Source organism: Wolbachia endosymbiont of Frankliniella intonsa (genome assembly GCF_029856955.1).
Taxonomy (GTDB): domain Bacteria; phylum Pseudomonadota; class Alphaproteobacteria; order Rickettsiales; family Anaplasmataceae; genus Wolbachia.
Map to the genome: position 1 here is coordinate 816,222 of NZ_CP097148.1, position 18,004 is coordinate 834,225.

11 protein-coding genes and 5 pseudogenes are annotated in these 18,004 nt (G+C 33.3%); 12 read left to right on the plus strand and 4 right to left on the minus strand.

The window, feature by feature from the left end; translation table 11 throughout:
- Window positions 1-166: 166 nt before the first annotated feature.
- A pseudogene (locus tag M3L71_RS04650) lies at window positions 167-1,171 on the minus strand (IS630 family transposase).
- On the opposite strand from M3L71_RS04650, the gene M3L71_RS04655 reads away from it, so the two are divergent.
- From M3L71_RS04655 to M3L71_RS04675, 5 genes and pseudogenes are all read left to right on the plus strand, one after another.
- Window positions 1,165-1,299, plus strand: a complete 135-nt coding sequence (locus M3L71_RS04655) for a hypothetical protein (RefSeq protein ID WP_280143228.1) — start codon at window positions 1,165-1,167, stop codon at window positions 1,297-1,299. The pseudogene M3L71_RS04650 and the gene M3L71_RS04655 sit on opposite strands and share 7 nt — an antisense overlap.
- Window positions 1,253-2,320 (plus strand): hypothetical protein, encoded by a 1,068-nt coding sequence (locus M3L71_RS04660; RefSeq protein ID WP_280143229.1) that lies wholly within the window; start codon window positions 1,253-1,255, stop codon window positions 2,318-2,320. The genes M3L71_RS04655 and M3L71_RS04660 overlap by 47 nt, the downstream gene beginning before the upstream one ends.
- 138 nt (window positions 2,321-2,458) lie before the next feature.
- Window positions 2,459-3,121, plus strand: a pseudogene (locus tag M3L71_RS04665) (IS4 family transposase); the annotation flags it as partial.
- A 57-nt stretch (window positions 3,122-3,178) separates the two neighbouring features.
- A pseudogene (locus tag M3L71_RS04670) lies at window positions 3,179-4,184 on the plus strand (IS630 family transposase).
- A 13-nt stretch (window positions 4,185-4,197) separates the two neighbouring features.
- Window positions 4,198-4,544, plus strand: a pseudogene (locus M3L71_RS04675) (hypothetical protein); the annotation flags it as partial.
- Window positions 4,545-4,949: 405 nt separating this feature from the next.
- Here M3L71_RS04675 and prfA read toward each other — a convergent pair.
- Window positions 4,950-6,041, minus strand: coding sequence for a peptide chain release factor 1 (gene prfA / locus M3L71_RS04680; protein ID WP_265030360.1), 1,092 nt, complete (start codon window positions 6,039-6,041; stop codon window positions 4,950-4,952).
- Window positions 6,042-6,151: 110 nt separating this feature from the next.
- Here prfA and yihA point away from each other — a divergent pair, with 110 nt between their 5' ends.
- Both yihA and argB read left to right on the plus strand, forming a co-directional pair.
- Complete coding sequence (gene yihA / locus M3L71_RS04685) at window positions 6,152-6,748, plus strand: ribosome biogenesis GTP-binding protein YihA/YsxC (RefSeq protein WP_410543494.1); 597 nt, start codon at window positions 6,152-6,154, stop codon at window positions 6,746-6,748.
- Window positions 6,723-7,661 carry an acetylglutamate kinase gene (gene argB, locus M3L71_RS04690; protein ID WP_280143231.1) on the plus strand — a complete coding sequence of 313 codons (939 nt, stop codon included), beginning with the start codon at window positions 6,723-6,725 and terminating at the stop codon, window positions 7,659-7,661. Before yihA ends, argB begins: the two co-directional genes overlap by 26 nt.
- A gap of 370 nt (window positions 7,662-8,031) precedes the next feature.
- Here the strand turns inward: argB and M3L71_RS04695 are convergent, their stop codons facing one another.
- Window positions 8,032-9,564, minus strand: a complete 1,533-nt coding sequence (locus M3L71_RS04695; RefSeq protein WP_280143232.1) for a hypothetical protein — start codon at window positions 9,562-9,564, stop codon at window positions 8,032-8,034.
- 179 nt (window positions 9,565-9,743) lie between these two features.
- On the opposite strand from M3L71_RS04695, the gene M3L71_RS04700 reads away from it, so the two are divergent.
- From M3L71_RS04700 to M3L71_RS04725, 5 genes and pseudogenes are all read left to right on the plus strand, one after another.
- Complete coding sequence (locus M3L71_RS04700) at window positions 9,744-11,021, plus strand: adenylosuccinate synthase (RefSeq protein WP_280143233.1); 1,278 nt, start codon at window positions 9,744-9,746, stop codon at window positions 11,019-11,021.
- A 140-nt stretch (window positions 11,022-11,161) separates the two neighbouring features.
- Window positions 11,162-12,299 (plus strand): annotated as a pseudogene (locus tag M3L71_RS08585) (IS3 family transposase).
- A gap of 142 nt (window positions 12,300-12,441) precedes the next feature.
- On the plus strand, window positions 12,442-14,571 hold the full coding sequence (locus M3L71_RS04715; RefSeq protein ID WP_280143235.1) for a hypothetical protein: 2,130 nt from the start codon (window positions 12,442-12,444) through the stop codon (window positions 14,569-14,571).
- Between the two features lie 71 nt (window positions 14,572-14,642).
- Entirely contained in the window at window positions 14,643-14,906 is a 264-nt protein-coding gene (infA, locus tag M3L71_RS04720; protein ID WP_280143236.1) for a translation initiation factor IF-1, read from the plus strand.
- Window positions 14,884-15,474 (plus strand): Maf family nucleotide pyrophosphatase, encoded by a 591-nt coding sequence (locus M3L71_RS04725; RefSeq protein ID WP_280143237.1) that lies wholly within the window; start codon window positions 14,884-14,886, stop codon window positions 15,472-15,474. The genes infA and M3L71_RS04725 overlap by 23 nt, the downstream gene beginning before the upstream one ends.
- On the opposite strand, the gene M3L71_RS04730 is transcribed toward M3L71_RS04725, so the two are convergent.
- Window positions 15,461-17,680 carry a hypothetical protein gene (locus tag M3L71_RS04730; RefSeq protein ID WP_280143238.1) on the minus strand — a complete coding sequence of 740 codons (2,220 nt, stop codon included), beginning with the start codon at window positions 17,678-17,680 and terminating at the stop codon, window positions 15,461-15,463. The genes M3L71_RS04725 and M3L71_RS04730 overlap by 14 nt on opposite strands.
- Window positions 17,681-18,004: the final 324 nt, after the last annotated feature.

Genomic DNA, 18,004 nt, shown 5'->3' on the forward strand with positions numbered 1-18,004 from the left:
ATATGCTCATTATTAATCCACTACATTAAAGCTGATAATTAGTTCGTCATTAGCGTCATAAATAAATGGAGCTCTTACTTTTGGACATAAAAGTTTTCTGGAAATACTTTTTTCAAGTTTTAAATTATTGGCAACATTGTCGTAGGTGTATTGATACCAAAATCCATTACTGACGGAACAAATAAGAAACATTATAAACTCGTTTAATAGTAGTACTGGAAATATTGACAATAAAATTACACAAAACATCTTCAAGTAAACCTATGGTATCGTAGATACTATTGCGTAAAGTATTGTATTTGATATATTGCCACAACCTTTCAACAGGATTCAGTTCCGGTGAATAAGGAGGCAAGTATATGATGGTAATGTTTTCCTGAATTTTCAAACTTTTTGATCTATGCCAACTTGCACAATCCATTACAAGAAAGGCTTCTTTCGTGCCTAAATCTTTCGACATCTGCTCCAGAAATATATTCATACAATCAGTGTTTACATATGGAGCAAGTAGGCTGATTTTCTTACCACTTCTTGGATTTACCGCACTTTAGATATAGAAATTTTGTCTACCAATTTTCATTTTAACCTGCGCTCTGACCCCTTTTTTAAACCATCCGTGTCCGATTTTTGAATGAGTCCCAAATCGTGATTCATCAAAAAACACCTCCCTTTTAGGGTGGAAATTGACTATTTTATTGAAGTATCTTTTAAACTCTTCTTGCTTGTTTTTATCTTGTTTATGGTGCATTGGCCTCGGTGTTATGTAAGAAAATTTCATCCTTTGTATCTCACGGTGCACTGTTGATTTGCTGATGTTTAGGGCAAATTCCTCTGAGATTTTTATTTGTACTTCCTTAATAGTAATATTTGGATTTCTTTCTACCCATATTTCAATTTGCTCACGTTGATTTTTGTTTAATTTGCTTTTTCTTCTCCGCTGAAACAGGGCAAATAATTTTTCTACTCTACCAAATTTTAGATGCTTTATCCATTCAGTCAAAGCAGTCCTTGAAATTTTACATATTCTTGCCACAGCGCTTATACTACTTTCTTTTCCTGCTATCACCGCTTGTAACTTTTTTGAAACATATGCGTTATTTCTTACCTTTTTTAACATTTCTTTCGCTAAATTTACAACTCTTTCGTCTAATAGTTTTGACCTTAATGCCATTTATACCTCGCTATTTCACTTACTCTAGTATGACTTTTTCCCCATTATTCTCTATCTGTTCTTTCTATAGCGGGAATTGGTATGAGGTGCGAAATTGGACAAGAGAGAGAAGAAGTTATGCGGTGTAAAATTGACAAGGTAAAAGAAGAACTTATGCAGTATAAAATTGACATGGCAAAAGCAGAGAATAAGTGTTATAAAAAAGCAGCTGAAGAATGTAAAAAAGAGAAAGGAAGTGATAAAGAAGAACTTATACAGTGTAAAATTGACACGGCAAAAGCAGAGACTGAGTGGTATAAAAAAGCAGCTGAAGAATGTAAAAAAGAGAAAGGAAGTGGTACAGATAAACCTTGTCCCAATGGAGGAGGTGGAACTAATGTAGTCAAACCTGTTACTAATGGAGGAAGGGATGAAAATAGAGAAATTACGTCTCAAAAAATAACCCCAGATTGTAGCAAGGAAGAAATTTGTGGATCTTATGCTCGTTTTTATGGAGAAAATGGAAAGATAGGTTATCAAGGTTTTAATACATCTGATTTATTAAAGAATTTGTATTCTGAGATGTGCGGTAATCCTAACATTGCACCATATATAGAAAAGGGAGCAGAGGGTGGTTATGGTGCAGTAAATTTTAAATTTGCCTTTACTGATACTCTTAGTTCAATAAGCTACTTTAGTGATATAAAATGTGATAAATGCATTAATAGTCCACAAGAGTTAGCGTGTCAAGAAGAAGGGATTAAGAGTTTCTTCTACTCTAACGACTACTATGCTACTAAAGAATGCAACAAGAATTTTTTTTCTAGAGAATCATGTCCTGATCTCGTTAAAGAGTTCGGTGAAATAAGTGTTATGAAAGCAAAACAAGTTGCACAATTGATACTTGTTAATAACTCAGGACAAATGATAGATAAAGAGGGCAATAACACTCAAATACACTATAATTTATTAAAGCCTTATCTAAAGGCTAATGGTAAAATCAAGTACTGTGGAAATGACCAAAAGTGTAAGGATTATATTCCAATCATGAAGAAAGTTGCATGGGATACTGATAAGGAAGTACTGTTAAAAACTGTTTTTGATGATATGCAAAGAGCGAGTCCTTACTATGAAGATAATCATGTTTCTGATGATACTAATTTTATATAAGACTAAATGTTTCTGGGGAGTGTTAAATAAACCATACGCGTCAAGTTAAGGAACTGTGGTAATAAACTTAGTGTAAGGAAGAGAAAGAAAAGATATAAGTTCTCTTAAATCTAACAAAGAAAACGGAGAACTTATACAATGAAAAGAATAGTTTGCATCTCAAAAAAGCTCAAAGAATTTTTTAATGAAAAAGCAGATAAAATCTCAGCTACAACAGGGTTCATAAAAAGAAAGAGGAAGCTAAAAGGCTCGTAGTTCATAAAAGCCATCGTTTTGGGTAATATAGGGGTTGATAATTGTAGTATAGAGACAGTGTGTCAATTATTGAATGAAGACTCGATAAATATAACAAAACAAGGTCTGGACTTTAGATTTACCAAGGAAGCAGTGGAATTTATGAAAAGAATGTATAATGAATCTTTAACGTTACTTAAAAATACCTTACAAGTTGATTGCAGAATCTTGAAGCACTTTGGAGGTGTTAAATTATTAGACAGCAGCTACATTAGCTTACCTAACAGTATGGAAGACATGTATAAAGGTTATGGTACCAGCTACAGTGGTTATGAAAGCAATACTAAGTCTGGAATAAAGTTACAATTAGTTTTTGACTACCTAAACCAGACATTAGACCAGCTTAATATAACTGAAGGAATAAGGTCAGATCAGGGTTATAGAAGCCATTTAAGCAATATATCGAACAACGATTTACTAATATCTGATTTGGGTTATTTTGTGCCAAGTTCTTTTAAACACATCAATGAAATAGGAGCTTATACCAATTCCCGCTATAGAAAGAACAGATAGAGAATAATGGGGAAAAAGTCATACTAGAGTAAGTGAAATAGCGAGGTATAAATGGCATTAAGGTCAAAACTATTAGACGAAAGAGTTGTAAATTTAGCGAAAGAAATGTTAAAAAAGGTAAGAAATAACGCATATGTTTCAAAAAAGTTACAAGCGGTGATAGCAGGAAAAGAAAGTAGTATAAGCGCTGTGGCAAGAATATGTAAAATTTCAAGGACTGCTTTGACTGAATGGATAAAGCATCTAAAATTTGGTAGAGTAGAAAAATTATTTGCCCCGTTTCAGCGGAGAAGAAAAAGCAAATTAAACAAAAATCAACGTGAGCAAATTGAAATATGGGTAGAAAGAAATCCAAATATTACTATTAAGGAAGTACAAATAAAAATCTCAGAGGAATTTGCCCTAAACATCAGCAAATCAACAGTGCACCGTGAGATACAAAGGATGAAATTTTCTTACATAACACCGAGGCCAATGCACCATAAACAAGATAAAAACAAGCAAGAAGAGTTTAAAAGATACTTCAATAAAATAGTCAATTTCCACCCTAAAAGGGAGGTGTTTTTTTGATGAATCACGATTTGGGACTCATTCAAAAATCGGACACGGATGGTTTAAAAAAGGGGTCAGAACGCAGGTTAAAATGAAAATTGGTAGACAAAATTTCTATATCTAAAGTGCGGTAAATCCAAGAAGTGGTAAGAAAATTAGCCTACTTGCTCCATATGTAAACACTGATTGTATGAATATATTTCTGGAGCAGATGTCGAAAGATTTAGGCACGAAAGAAGCCTTTCTTGTAATGGATTGTGCAAGTTGGCATAGATCAAAAAGTTTGAAAATTCAGGAAAACATTACCATCATATACTTGCCTCCTTATTCACCGGAACTGAATCCTGTTGAAAGGTTGTGGCAATATATCAAATACAATACTTTACGCAATAGTATCTACGATACCATAGGTTTACTTGAAGATGTTTTGTGTAATTTTATTGTCAATATTTCCAGTACTACTATTAAACGAGTTTGTAATGTTTCTTATTTGTTCCGTCAGTAATGGATTTTGGTATAACTATGAGCAAGGAAGGACTGCTGTTCCACTTGATAAATTATATGAAATGGCAGAAACGTTATCGATTAATATTACAGATCTACTAATAGATGAAGGTAGTAAAGTAGAAAATGAGCTACAGGATTTGATAAAAGAATACAAAGAAATTGAGAGCCAAGTAATGCATTAAGAGAGTCTCTGTTTGAAAGCATGCAAATTTGCGAAGAGAAAGTGAAAAGAGCAGAAAAGATGAAAATTGCAAAGGATTTAGTGAAAGGAGGAATTTCTATTGATACTGTCTTTATTGTCAACAAGTTATTTAGCTATAAAACAACAAAAAATTTATCTGCATTTTCTATAAATTAGTGTAACTGTGGATAAATACTTTAAGTGTGTGTGGACGTAGTGTTCCGTAGAGACACAAAGAATGGTCATAAATGAGCAAACTGAGTGTTTAAGCTACGCAATAGATGAGGGTAGGTCCCTCAAAGTCGGTTTGCAAGAGCAGGCTTTAAATAACCATAAGCTGCTTTGGTAAAGAGCTAAATATTTTGCTTTTTCTGTAAAAAGTTTACTAGCTTCTCCATATATACATATAGATTATTTAACTCTAAGGTGTTACTATTAACATATTGATTAAAGTCAACTTCCATAGTTTCCGTAAGTTATAGAGCTGCTAATTACAGCATAAATTTAAATAATTGTCAACCTTATGAACAACTAACTTTACTTCTTTTTAACCTGATACCTATGCTTTGTTTCAAATTTCCATCAAAAAGTAACATTACCCCCTCCAGTCAACCTTTCTGCTTCATTTCGTGAAGTCAATGCCTCAATAAATTCATCTAGTTCACCTTCTTTTATAATCTGTTCTAGTCGATGTGAAGTGAGATTAATTCTATGATCTGTTATTCTTGATTGTGGAAAGTTATAAGTTCTTATACGTTCAGAGCGATCTCCAGAACCAATTTGGCTTTTCCTCATTGTTGACCTTTCCATTTCTTTTTTTTGTCTTTCAATTTCGTATAGCCTTGCTCTCAAAACTTTGAGCGCTTTAGCCTTATTTTTGTGCTGCGATTTTTCATCTTGCTGTATTACAACTATCCCTGTTGGCAAGTGGGTGACCCTTACTGCGCTGTCAGTTGTATTCACTGATTGCCCTCCAGGACCACTGGATCTATAAACATCTATGCGTAAATCTTTTTCTTCTATTTCAAAGTCAACCTCTTCTACTTCAGGTAATATTGCAACAGTAGCTGCGGAAGTGTGCAATCTTCCTGAGGATTCAGTTTCTGGCACTCTTTGTACTCTGTGCACCCCTGACTCAAATTTCAGTCTTGCAAAAACTTCTGTTCCATTAATGAGTGCAGAAGCTTCCTTATAGCCACCTATACCTGTATTGGAAATACTTATTGGCTCAAACTTCCAATTTCTTCTTTCTGCATATTTTTGATACATACGAAATAACATCGCTGCAAATAATGCTGCTTCTTCTCCTCCTGTGCCTGCTCTAATTTCTAATATTGCATTTCTTGAGTCATCTTCATCTTTGGGTAATAATGCCAACTTTAGTTTTGCTTTTACTTTCGGTAATAGTATCTTTTGCTTCTCAAGAAGTTCTTCTTTTGCTAACTCTTTTATATCACCATCGCTGTTCTCATCTTTCATGATTTCTTCTAAATCTGAAATTTCCTCTTTTAATATATTATATTCATCGATTATCTCGATAATTGGTCTGAGTTCAGAGTATTCCTTTGAAAAACTAACGAATTCTTTTTGACTCAAATTGGTAGGGTTTTCCAGATTTCTCTCTACATCAGAAAACTTTTTTTTTAAGTCTTGTAAATTATTCTCTATATCCATATAGTACAGGTCTAGTTTTCAGCTGTTTAAGTAAGTAATATATACTGAAATAAAAAATTTCTTATATCAAGCAATAACACTATAATTGTCTCGAATATTTCTACCTAAGTATAATGGCAAAACAGATAACATCAATCTGCAGCTTCATATTTGGAGCTTCAGACAAAAAATCATTACCAGATGAGTCGGCTCCAGAGATTGCATTTGCTGGTAGATCAAACGTAGGAAAATCAAGTTTAATCAACTTGCTGATAAACAGCAAAAAAGCTGCAAGAGTTTCTTCTAAACCTGGATGCACTAGACAAATAAATTTTTACTCTATGTACAATGATAAGTTTAGGATTGTCGACCTACCGGGTTATGGCTATTCTTGTGCAAGCAAGGAAGAAGCAGTACAATACTTAAACCTAATTGAGTACTATCTAATTCACAGGAGAAATCTAAAAAGAGTGTTTGTGCTTATAGATAGCAAGGTAGGATTAAAAGAAATAGACAAAGACTTTGTTTATTGGTTAATATGTAATAATATTAACTTTAATATTGTGCTAACAAAAATAGATAAAGCGAATCAGGAAAGTCTAGATGCTATTCTAGAAAATACTCAAAAGTGGGTTAATAATGAACATGTATCAATTCATCAAATAAGCATTCGTGTTAAGCATAAAATCACCAAGGTAAGAGATGAGTTTTTCAAATTTACAAGATAAAAAAATGAAAAGTGATGAATCTTTAAATGGTAAGATGCCATTGAAGGAAAAAACAGAAATATTATTTGAAGTTCTGTCTAACATACCTAAATTTGTAGGCGAAACTTTTATCATCAAATGCAGCAGTGTAATAATCTCAGATGAAACGCTGCTTAGTGCTTTTGCGCATAATGTTGTTCTGTTGAAACAGCTTGGTATAAATACGGTGGTAGTTCATGACGGAGAATATGAAATTAACTTAGTGTTAAAAATGCTAGGTATGAATGATAAGTTTATAAATGGTGTCAGACTTACAGACAAAAGCACTATGAAAATCATTGAAATGGCACTGTGTGGTTCAATTAATAAAAAAATTGTTCAGCATATAAATTCTGCTGGTGGTTCAGCCATTGGACTATGTGGAAAAGACGGCAACCTCATAAAAGCTGAAAAGATAAGCACTACTCTTAGGGAAAATAGATTAAATAATATTGAAAAAATACTAGACATGGGATTTATCGGTAGACCAACTGAAATCAATCCTGATATATTATTCTTTATTGAAGAATCAGATTCTATACCAGTTATTGCACCTATCGGTTATGGAAAAAATGGAGAAACATATCATATTGATACTGATAGCACTGCAAGTGCAATTGCACTTTCAGTTTACGCATCTAAAATGATAATCTTGAGTGATACAGATGAAGAAATAAACAAAGTTGGCAATGGAAGAGTCTTGATTAAAAATTTAAAAGAATCGATTGATTGTGGAAAAATTAAAGGAGAAAAATTTGTTGAAAGGATTATGTCATATACTAAAATGGTAGAAGAATGTGCAGGGGTTGTTCACATGGTTGATGGTAGAGTACCTAACATTATACTTGATTTATTTACTGAGAATAATTCAGGTATATCAATAATGGATGATTAATAGCTGTACTGCTTATAACCATATGAACATTGAAAATTTGGGAATAGCTTATGTCAAATTCCTATTCTCTTTTCCAGTTTTTTAGGTTTTTTTTCTTGCAAGCATAATAGTTTCGTATACATAATGAAAGCAAATGGTATTTTTAGCTTGATAACAGAGGAAAATAAAGAGGGCTTGGGTGTAACACTCAAATAATGATTTACCTTATGGATACCGCTAGAAAAGTTGACTAAGGTATACAATTCTCTCTGCGTCAAGTTACTCAAGATATCGAATCTACAAACGCTTTTGATTGAGTGTGTTTTATCAATTTGAGTGCTTTAAATGAAAGGCGAAAATTGAGCATACTACGCCTCTTTACACAGTATCTTTAATGCAAATGCCCATGTGATTCCATAGATAATCTCTGTTTTTTTATTTTATCTGTCCATTTATCATTCTCTATATCTTGTTTGTTGGTTGCTCTTTTTTCTTGCTCAACAATTGCCTTATCTATCTTCTGATGAATTGCATCAATTGCATTAATTGCATTTTTTTCTTTGTATACTTCGCTTTTTCCTTCAACAATTAAATTGGTAAAAATATTTACAACAAACTGCACTTGATTATGATTAACCTGACCTTTTATCGAAGAAGGTAAAGAGTTTAATTCCATCAATACTTCTGATGCTGTTTTATCTTGAGTGGAAAGCCCTAAATTATCTGCTACTTCACTTATTAATAACTCTCTGTTTTCTTTATTATCTTCCAATTTAGTATAATCACGCAGTAGATCCATAACTGCAGATACTCTGACTTCAATAATATCATCAACATCTTCACCTACTAGAGCAACTCCTGATTCCAATAACTTCTCTCTGAGGTTTTTGCTTAAAAGATTAATAAATTCTTCATTTGCATCTGATCCTATGGTTGATATCGTACCATCTAAATAGTTATTTACTTTGATTTGAGTACCTAAGTCATGCTCTATTTGTATTTTTGTCTCATATTTAAATCCTAGTTCTGCACAGAATTTCTGAAAATATTCTTTAATAATGTCAAACAAGGTCTTGCCATTATCTTTATAATTTTTTAACTCTTCAGGAATAGTGAGTGATAATTTACCTTCTTTATATATTATATCATCTTTGTCATTTTGAGATTCGAGTATGAATTCTAATGAGCTGGATAGGTCACATATTTTCTCTTCCGGATTGTCAATCGTGGTTATAGGCATTGCCATATCAGACGTCACTTTTATGCAGTTGTGGTCGGTGCAGTAAATGTTTAGCGCTTTTTTAGGACTGTGTGGAGTTAAATTACAACTACTGAGTGCGGCATGAGATTCATTAAATATACCAGCCCCATACCCTGCTTGATTACAATTGGTGACTAACTCTTCTAAAATAGCATCACTTGGTATTTCTGCTTCAGCGTATCTAAACATTTCCTTGAAAGTTTCCTTTGCTAATGCACGGTAATCTTTTTTGGAGAATAGATGATAAGAGCTTCTCCCTGTGTTATAAAATCTCTCAAATTCCTTTCTATATTCATCAGTTTTTTTCTCATCAGCAACTGTAGGGCTATTACAATGATTTTCCCAAACTTCAGATAGTCTATCTTGATCAAGCTCCTTAAGTACTGGTTCCATAAAAGCTTTACCTTCTTCGGACAGATTATCAAAATTATCACGGTTAAAAATCTCATTTCTATAATCTTTAGCTCCTTCCTTAAATGCAATAATAAGATTTTTATCTATCTCTTTTCCGTTAATAATAAAATTCATCCTTTGAAAATCTAAGAACATTGTTTCACCGGAATTCGCTAATTTATTATCTTGATCTGTTCTTAATTTAAGAAAATTAAATTCTTTAGCTGTAGCCTTTAATCTAACTACTGGATTCTTCTTTGCCTCTTTCATGATTAACACCTTACTATAAATATGCTGTAAGTTGTACCATATAATGATGAATAATTTTATAATATATAAAAAAGTCGATAGTCTATTTCTTTATTTTAGGGATATAGGAAAGGCGTAGATTTCTCTTTTCATTTGTAGCATGCTGCATTAATATTTACGTATTAATCTAGAAAATAGTGATGAATAATATTGTAATTGTTGGTCTGCAATGGGGTGACGAAGGCAAGGGTAAAATAGTAGATTATCTTTCTGAGAATGCAGATGTAGTTGTGAGATTTCAGGGAGGAAATAATGCAGGGCACACTATAGTAATAGATGATGAGGTTTATAAATTAAATTTACTGCCCTCTGCTGTTTTGAGAGCGGACAAAATATCTATTATAGGAAACGGTGTTGCTCTTGATTCACATGCTCTAGTCTCAGAAATAGAGTCATTGAAAGTTAAAGGAGTGGACGTAAACTATAACAACTTGATGGTATCCGAGAGCTGTCCATTAATACTTAGCGTACATAAGGACAAGGAAAAGCTATTTGAAGATTTAAACGGAAATCACAAAATTGGTACAACAAACAAAGGGATAGGGCCATGTTATGAAGATAAAGTTGGCAGGAGAGCTATACGCCTTTGTGACTTAGAAAACACAGATGAGCTCAATCAAAGAGTGGATGCTCTCCTGAGTTACCATAATGCTATCAGAAAAGGACTTAACTACCAGGTAGTTAAAAAAGAAGAAATATTAAAGGAAATTCAAGAGATTTCAGAAAAAATTCTTTTATATAAAAAACCTGTGTGGAAGATACTAAATGATTTTATGAAAGAAGGTAAGAAAATAATATTTGAAGGCGCTCAAGGCGCATTTTTAGATATCGACCACGGAACTTACCCTTTTGTTACTTCAAGTAATACCGTAGCATCGCAAGCGATAACAGGATCAGGATTATCCTACAATGCTCACATTATTGGTGTAGCAAAAGCGTATACAACAAGAGTGGGTAATGGTCCATTTCCTACTGAACAAAATAACGAGATTGGAGACAGCTTATTTTCTATAGGTAAGGAACTTGGAACAGTAAGCAATAGAAGAAGGCGCTGCGGATGGTTTGACGCAGTTTTAGTGCGCCAGGCCGTACAACTCTCTGGAGTTTCAAGCATTGTATTAACCAAATTAGATATTCTTGATTCTTTTGATACTATTAAAATAGGCACTGGTTATAAGTATGGCGGAAAAATGTATGATTATTTACCCGCATCACATTCAATACAAAAAGAATTAGAGCCAATATATGAAGAATTTCCTGGTTGGAAAGACAAAACTCAAGGCAAAAGGTCAGTTAAGGAATTACCTGCAAATTTGATGAAATATGTGAGAAAAATAGAAGAATTAATAGGTGTACCAATTCATCTAATTTCAACTAGTCCCAATAGAGAGGATGTTATTAAGCTTAAAAATCTATGAAAACGTCTTGTTAACTTTTATCTAATAAAAAACGATACTTGTGTGACTTCAAGCAATCTATTTGACCTTACCCAGAAAAAGTAGACAGGTAGTTAAGACGTTTTGAGGTAAAATAAAAGGTTATTTCAAAGAGGTTTAACATGGCAAGTAGAAGGGAATATACAACAGAGTTTAAATTGGAAGCAATAAAATTAGTAAAAGAAACAGGTCAATCATCAGCAAAAATAGCAAGAGATCTGGGTATTAACGGCGATTCATTAAGCAGGTGGGTAAAAAAATACAATGATAAAATGTCTGGGACAGACGCGTTTCCAGGAAAAGGAAAGTTGGATCCTTATGACAAAGAACGGTTTGATTTAAAGAAAGAACTGGCAAGAGTAACTAGAGAAAGAGATATTTTAAAAAAAGCCCTGGGATATTTTGAAAACCAAAAAGAGTGAAATATTCTTTTATAAAAGAGCATGAAAACTGCTGTAAAATAAGAGAGCTATGCAGGTTTTTGAACGTATCTGCTTGTGGTTATTATAAATGGATTTCTAAGGAAAAAAGTAATAAAAAATCAACAAGAGAAGAGCTCATAAAAGATATTCAAAAGATATATCAAGCGTCACAATGCAGATACGGAGCTCCACGCTGAATTAAAGGTTTTAGGTAAAAATTATAACATCAAAACAGTGCAAAATGTTATGCAGGAAAATGGCATTCAAGCCCAACTTAGACGAAGGTTTAAGACTAAGAAACTTCAAACAGACAATAGAGTTATAACTCCTAACATATTGGATCAGAATTTCACCACTGATCAGCCAAACAAGATATGGGATTACATACATAAACACCAACGAAGGATGGCTATATTTGGCAGCAATAATAGATTTATATTCACGCATGGTAGTTGGTTGGTCAATGAGTAATTCAATAAATAAGCAATTAGTTATAGATGCTTTATTGATGGCTGTTGATAGGCGCAAACCCGTTAAAAATCTACTATTTCATAGCGATCAAGGATCACAGTACACCTCTAAAAATTATCAATTTTTACTGAATACAAAAAGTATTATTTCTAGCATGAGTCACAAAGGTTGTTGTTACGATAATGCTGTTTCGGAGAGCTTTTTTAGTTCACTAAAGAGGGAATTACTCATTGATACCTCACAACACTCCGCACAAGAAGCTAGAACCGCAATATTTGAATACATAGAAATTTTTTATAACAAACAACGTAGACATTCTACTATTAACTATTGCATTCCTGAAAAATTTGATTCATCATTTTCATGAAAAAAACGTCTTAACTACCTGTCTACTTTTTCTGGGTAAGGTCAATTATGCAAGGTAGCAGCGTAAACGTACAGTGACCAGTGTGTTTTTCTTAAATACATGTTGATTGTTATAATATAAACATAGTTAAAGGAGGCGTATTATGATTGCAGGTTTGACTAAGGGAGACAAAGCAGTAAAAGCGGAAAAAACAAGTGATCAGCTGAGAGAATTGTCAGTTGCAGAATATGTAGTTAAGTCAATACATGACTTGCAAAAATTGCATAATAGATTATGTTCATCACAGGGCAACAATTGTGTTAATGATAGAGAGAAGTTTGTCCAAGGTAGTGATGGGCTTGGTATATTTCAATTTCTCAAAAGCTATATTAATGATGCAGAAAAAAATGATCCTTCCATTAAGAACCTTACTATAATGAAATTTCTTCGCTCAATTATAGAAGATAGGGAACTGTATAAAAAGTTATGCAGTTTCGATGATTTTCTCGATTGTGAGTTAGAAAATTTGAGAGATAAGATAAGCTTATTAGCGCTTTTGAGAGAAAAGATGGACTTTACTGATATACAAAAAGCTTATGGTAATTGGCGTTTTAGTAATCTAATAGGTGATAATGATTTTAAGCGAATGTATGTGGATGAAGCAGTAAAAGAAAGAGAAAAGCCTGTTAATGAGGACTTTGAGAAAAATATAGGTAAATACATAGAGTTAGTAAAGGAAGGAAAAGAAGTTGCAAGTAGGTATTTTGGAAAATGGAAAGAGGACTTTCAAGTTTACTGTGAAGAAATTGACAATAATAATAAAGTTTTGAATATTAACCTTACTCATTACGACAATAGTGAGCCAACAAAGATTAGTGACGTTTTACAGCAAGAGAAAGATATTAAAGAACTGAATATCTATTGCAATAAAAAACATGAAATACACGCTCATAAAAAAGATAAGAAAAGATATTATGAATTTAAAGAAGGTGCATATTATGAAATGACAATCACTTGGGCTGCAAAAGATGGATCAGGAATGTGTACCATGATTATGAATGTGAGTAGCGATGGCATAACTGAAATACTAAAATTTAATGGTGAAGATTTTGTTTCATCGAAGGAGATTCTAGAATTAATAAAGCAAAACGATGAATCATATATTCAAGGTCTCTCCTTATATGATGCTGTAATGGAATCACTAGAAGAGAATAGGGCTACTCCTATTAATCTTTACAATGAATCTATGGTGGCTTATCAAGGTAAGGAACCAGAGGGGAAGTTAGATCATAAAGTTGATGCTGATAATAGCCTTCCTTCTTCTCCTTCTATTAATAGCAATGCATTGGAAGACAATTTACTGCACACTGAAACTCAACCAGAAATTGCTTCACAACAAATAACTGATTTACAAAACAGTTTTGGAAAAGAAGAGGGAAAAAACACGGAATTGCAAACTGAACTGGCACAAAAAGATGAAAAGTTAGCAAGTGTGTTAGCAGAGTTACAAGAGAAAGCACAAGAACTTAAAAATGTATGTGAAGCAAAAGGAAAGCTAGAGGGTAAGCTAAAAGGTGTTAATACAGAGAAGAAGGAGTTAGAAGACAAATTAAAAGAAGCAGCACACATAATGAAGGAAAAGGAGAAGTATATAAGCAATTTAAAACTTCAAGTGCAAGAGTTGAAACATGAGCATAAAGCACAACTGGAATCTTATGAACAAGGGATATGCAAACTAGCATGGGAAGTTGAAGAGTTAAGAAGCAAGCTAGAGTGTGAGAATGAATGGGATGATAAAGTTGTAGAAATAGCTGATCGACTGGGAGAAAAAATTCATGCTGATGAACAAAGAAGCCTCAATAATCAATTTTATACTCCAACAAGAAATATTTTTAATGAGACTAATAATGAGTCTTGTGTTCCACTGCAAGAAAAGATGACGTTACTCAGATCTTCAAGCTCTGATGGCGGGTATGGTAGTGATAATGGTTTATCTTCTAACATGAGTTCTATTGAACAAAGAAGCTTCAATCATCAATTTTATACTCTAGCAGGAAACGTTTTTAGTGAGCCTGATAGTGCCTCACAAAAGAAGACAGAGTTATCCAGATCTTCAAGTTTTGATAGTGGAGTTGATAGCGATGAGGAAAATTGTGATAATGATTTATCTTCTAACATAACTTCTATTGAGAAGGTAGTAGAGAGTAGAAGCGTAGGTAGCTCGCTTTCCTCTTGCATTGTTAAGGAGATGATTGGAGTTAAGTTGCAAGAGCAATACTCAAGTAGAGTATAAAAATCTCCTGTATTGATAATAATTTAAAATCTATAGTAGACTGAAAAAGATTATTAAATTATAATACGACAATGATAAAAGAAGACAAATCAAAAACAATTTGTGAAGTGGAAGGGGCAGTAACTGCTTTACTACCTGCAGCAGAATTTAGAGTGAAGCTGGACAATGAACATGAGATTATCTGTCATGTATCAGGGAAAGTGAGAAGAAGTAAAATACGCATAATTATAGGCGATAGGGTGTTGGTTGAGATGAGTGTTTATGATAGGAATGCAAAAAAGGGTAGGATAATTAGAAGGCTTAAAGGTACAAGTGACAGAACGATCTCTAAATAATCTTATTCTTGCTTCATCATCGAAAAGGCGTATAGCTTTACTAAAACAAATAAATATTGAGCCAGGTTTAATTGTGCCAGCAGACATAGATGAAGTTCCTTTAAAAAAGGAACTTCCAAGAGATTACTCAATCCGTATGGCAAAAAGTAAAGCTGAGAAAACACAAAGTTCAAATCCAGATTACTTTGTGCTTGGTGTTGATACAGTTGTTGCTTGTGGTAGAAGGATACTGCTCAAAGCTGAAAACGTTGAGCAAGCAGAAAAATGCGTTCGCTTGTTATCAGGAAGAAGGCATAGAGTATACACCAGTGTGTGTTTATTAACTCCTGATCAATCTAAACAGCATATTACGACTGTAGTTACAATAGTGAAATTTAAGCGTCTCAGCGAACAAGAAATTAAATATTATTTAGCATCAGAAGAGTGGAAAAACAGGGCAGGGGGTTGCAACATACAAGGTCTTGCAGGAATGTTTGTATTATTTTTACGTGGCTCATACTCTTCTGTAATAGGGTTACCATTACATGAAACCCATTGCTTGCTAAGTAATTACTTTAACCTATACTAATACCACTGTCCTTTTTTTGTTTTTCTTCAGCAATAAGTTTAGCCCAGATTCTATTTCTATTTGCCAATGCAATTCTATTGCGATCAGGACTATCATTGCGTTCTGTTAAAGTATCTTTTCTTTCCTCTTCTACTATTCCAGATTTCAGTTGTGCTGCATCTTTTTCTAGCAATTTATATAGTTCGCTATTTTTGTCTATAGTCAGATTAGTATTATCATTTTCTTGTTCTGCCACTTTTCTTTCTAATAACTTACGTACAGGGTCATATTTTTTACCTTCTTTTATTTCTTTCAACATACTTTCTGAGAATAAATCTTTAGTAGCCTGGTCTCTCAATCCTTTATTCAATTTTTCCAATGTATCTTTTGGTTCAATGGTTTCTAATTTCTTCTCTAATTGCTCAGAATTGACCTGAAAATTATAGTTACTAGTGTAAGTTGGAGATGAGTAACCTGAGTCGTTTGTTTTTGTTTCTGCTGCATTTTCTTTTAGCAATCCAGCTGCTAATAAATGTTCTTTGATTTGTTCGCTCATTTCTTTCTGATCCACCGGTTTTAGTGGGAACTTCTGAGTTTCTTTATCCAACTTACTGGTAAATTCCGTAAGTAGGGTATCATCTCTTTGTTCAACATTCATTAGGCTCGCTTTTAACTGTCCAGAATTTACTCGAGATTTTTCATGATTAGAGTGAGTTGTAGATGAATAGCCCGAATCGTTTGTTTTTATGTCTGTTGAGCTGTATTCTAGAGATTCACTTTCTTGTAATTTATCTTCGGTTTCTTTTTGTTTATCGTTTCCTCTTTCTTCGTTTTCCTTAGTGCTAAGATAATCTTTTTCTTGTTTATAATCTGACTGAGGATTTGAAAGCGTTATATACTCATCTTCGTTATCGCTCCAACCATCTTCGAAGTCAGAAAATTCTTCATCATACTCACTTTCACTACGTAATAACTCATTTTTTGCTTTCCATGCAAGAATAGAAGCTACATCATTTAGTGGTTGCTTATTTCCAGTATTGCGTGATTCTTTAACTTTTTTGAATGCAACGTCTTGTGCTGGTGCAGCGCTTTCAGTAGCTGTAGGATCAAAAATTGCACCTTTTTGCCGATTATTAGATATTTGCTCACTTTCATCTGATTTTTGGCTTACAGGTACAGCATGTCCAAATGTAGCAAATGTAGGATTGTCATACCGTTCATCCTCTTGTGTATTATCTTGATTGTAGATTACAGACTTGGTGAAAATAGTACTGCTTGAAGAAGCATCAGAATATGGAGAATTGTAGTTATTTCTACTATTAATCCGTATTGGCTGATACTCATCTTTTTTCTGATTATTAGGTAATGAACTAGCTCTAGGTGGCAGTGACGGTGGAATCTTTTTAGCAGATGCGTTATTAGAATTTGTAGTGCTAGTCGTTACATGCTTAAACTCAACTTCTTGATCTTGAGTAGCTTGAACGCCAATACCTTTACTAATATCACTTTCTATGAAAGTTTCAGATGATTGTTGTTTCTCTTGTTCTTGTCCTTTCTCCTTGAATTGTATTTGATATAGGAATAAGCCACCTATTTTTACATCTGTGTTTGCTTTTAATTGTTCCTCAGTAACACCATTACGTTCAGTGAGATCTACACCATCTTTATCAATCTTGATTTTGATAGTACATTTTTTTCCATTTTTGTCATGCCAATTCAAAGTCATTTCATATGAACCATCGGTTACAACATAATGCCTTATTCTTTTCTTTCCTTCTTCGGCAACAAAACCGTGCATTCCGCTCTTTCCATCACTATGCAGCGTTGAAAATCCCAAAATTCCTTTCTTCTGACAAAAGTCACTATTTAAAAACTCGCTGATTTTAAACTCTTTTTTGTCATCTACCAGTGTAATACTTGCGTGATCGCCATATATTGAAACTCCTGCGATATCATCAACATACTCTTTTAACCTTGCTTTAACTTCACTTTCAAGCTTTTGTTCGGCTTTCTTTATCTTGTTCTGCTCTGGAAGAATAACTTCATAAGCTTTATTTTTGTCTTCATCTGTCTCCAAATTCCAGATGGGGTGCTTTATTAGAAACTTTACTGCATTAAAACCAACTCTGGAATTATAAATTGGGTCGTCTTCCTTTTTTATTTCATCGAATAAAGTAAAAAATCCTCGAATGAATTCATGATATTGTTGTGTGCTTTTAGTATTCATATTTTTCCTCACTAATAACCCTCTGCCTTTTAGCCTTATCTAGTACAATTATTACGGGAATTGATTTAGTTTTTATTAAAGAAGTTGTATTGCTAACGTGATGACATGAGCTATTTTATGTTCACATCAAGCAATTTAAGTTGTCATTCCAGTCTGGAATATAGATTTTTCTAGACTTGATCCTATAGTCAAATTCATAACTACAAACGTTATAATATAAGAGTAATTTTCACCAAAAAGTATGTCATTCTAGTATCTGACACTGGGATCCAGTCGCAACTCAGTTAGTGAGCATACAATTATTATGTTAAAACATAACATTTT

Excerpts from the sequence above, each read along its gene's own strand:
- M3L71_RS04655 (WP_280143228.1), top strand. The coding sequence starts at position 1,165 with ATGCCATTTATACCTCGCTATTTCACTTACTCTAGTATGACTTTTTCC.
- M3L71_RS04660 (WP_280143229.1), top strand. The coding sequence starts at position 1,253 with ATGAGGTGCGAAATTGGACAAGAGAGAGAAGAAGTTATGCGGTGTAAA.
- prfA (WP_265030360.1), bottom strand. The coding sequence starts at position 6,041 with ATGGATATAGAGAATAATTTACAAGACTTAAAAAAAAAGTTTTCTGAT.
- argB (WP_280143231.1), top strand. The coding sequence starts at position 6,723 with ATGAGTTTTTCAAATTTACAAGATAAAAAAATGAAAAGTGATGAATCT.
- M3L71_RS04695 (WP_280143232.1), bottom strand. The coding sequence starts at position 9,564 with ATGAAAGAGGCAAAGAAGAATCCAGTAGTTAGATTAAAGGCTACAGCT.
- M3L71_RS04700 (WP_280143233.1), top strand. The coding sequence starts at position 9,744 with ATGAATAATATTGTAATTGTTGGTCTGCAATGGGGTGACGAAGGCAAG.
- M3L71_RS04715 (WP_280143235.1), top strand. The coding sequence starts at position 12,442 with ATGATTGCAGGTTTGACTAAGGGAGACAAAGCAGTAAAAGCGGAAAAA.
- infA (WP_280143236.1), top strand. The coding sequence starts at position 14,643 with ATGATAAAAGAAGACAAATCAAAAACAATTTGTGAAGTGGAAGGGGCA.
- M3L71_RS04730 (WP_280143238.1), bottom strand. The coding sequence starts at position 17,680 with ATGAATACTAAAAGCACACAACAATATCATGAATTCATTCGAGGATTT.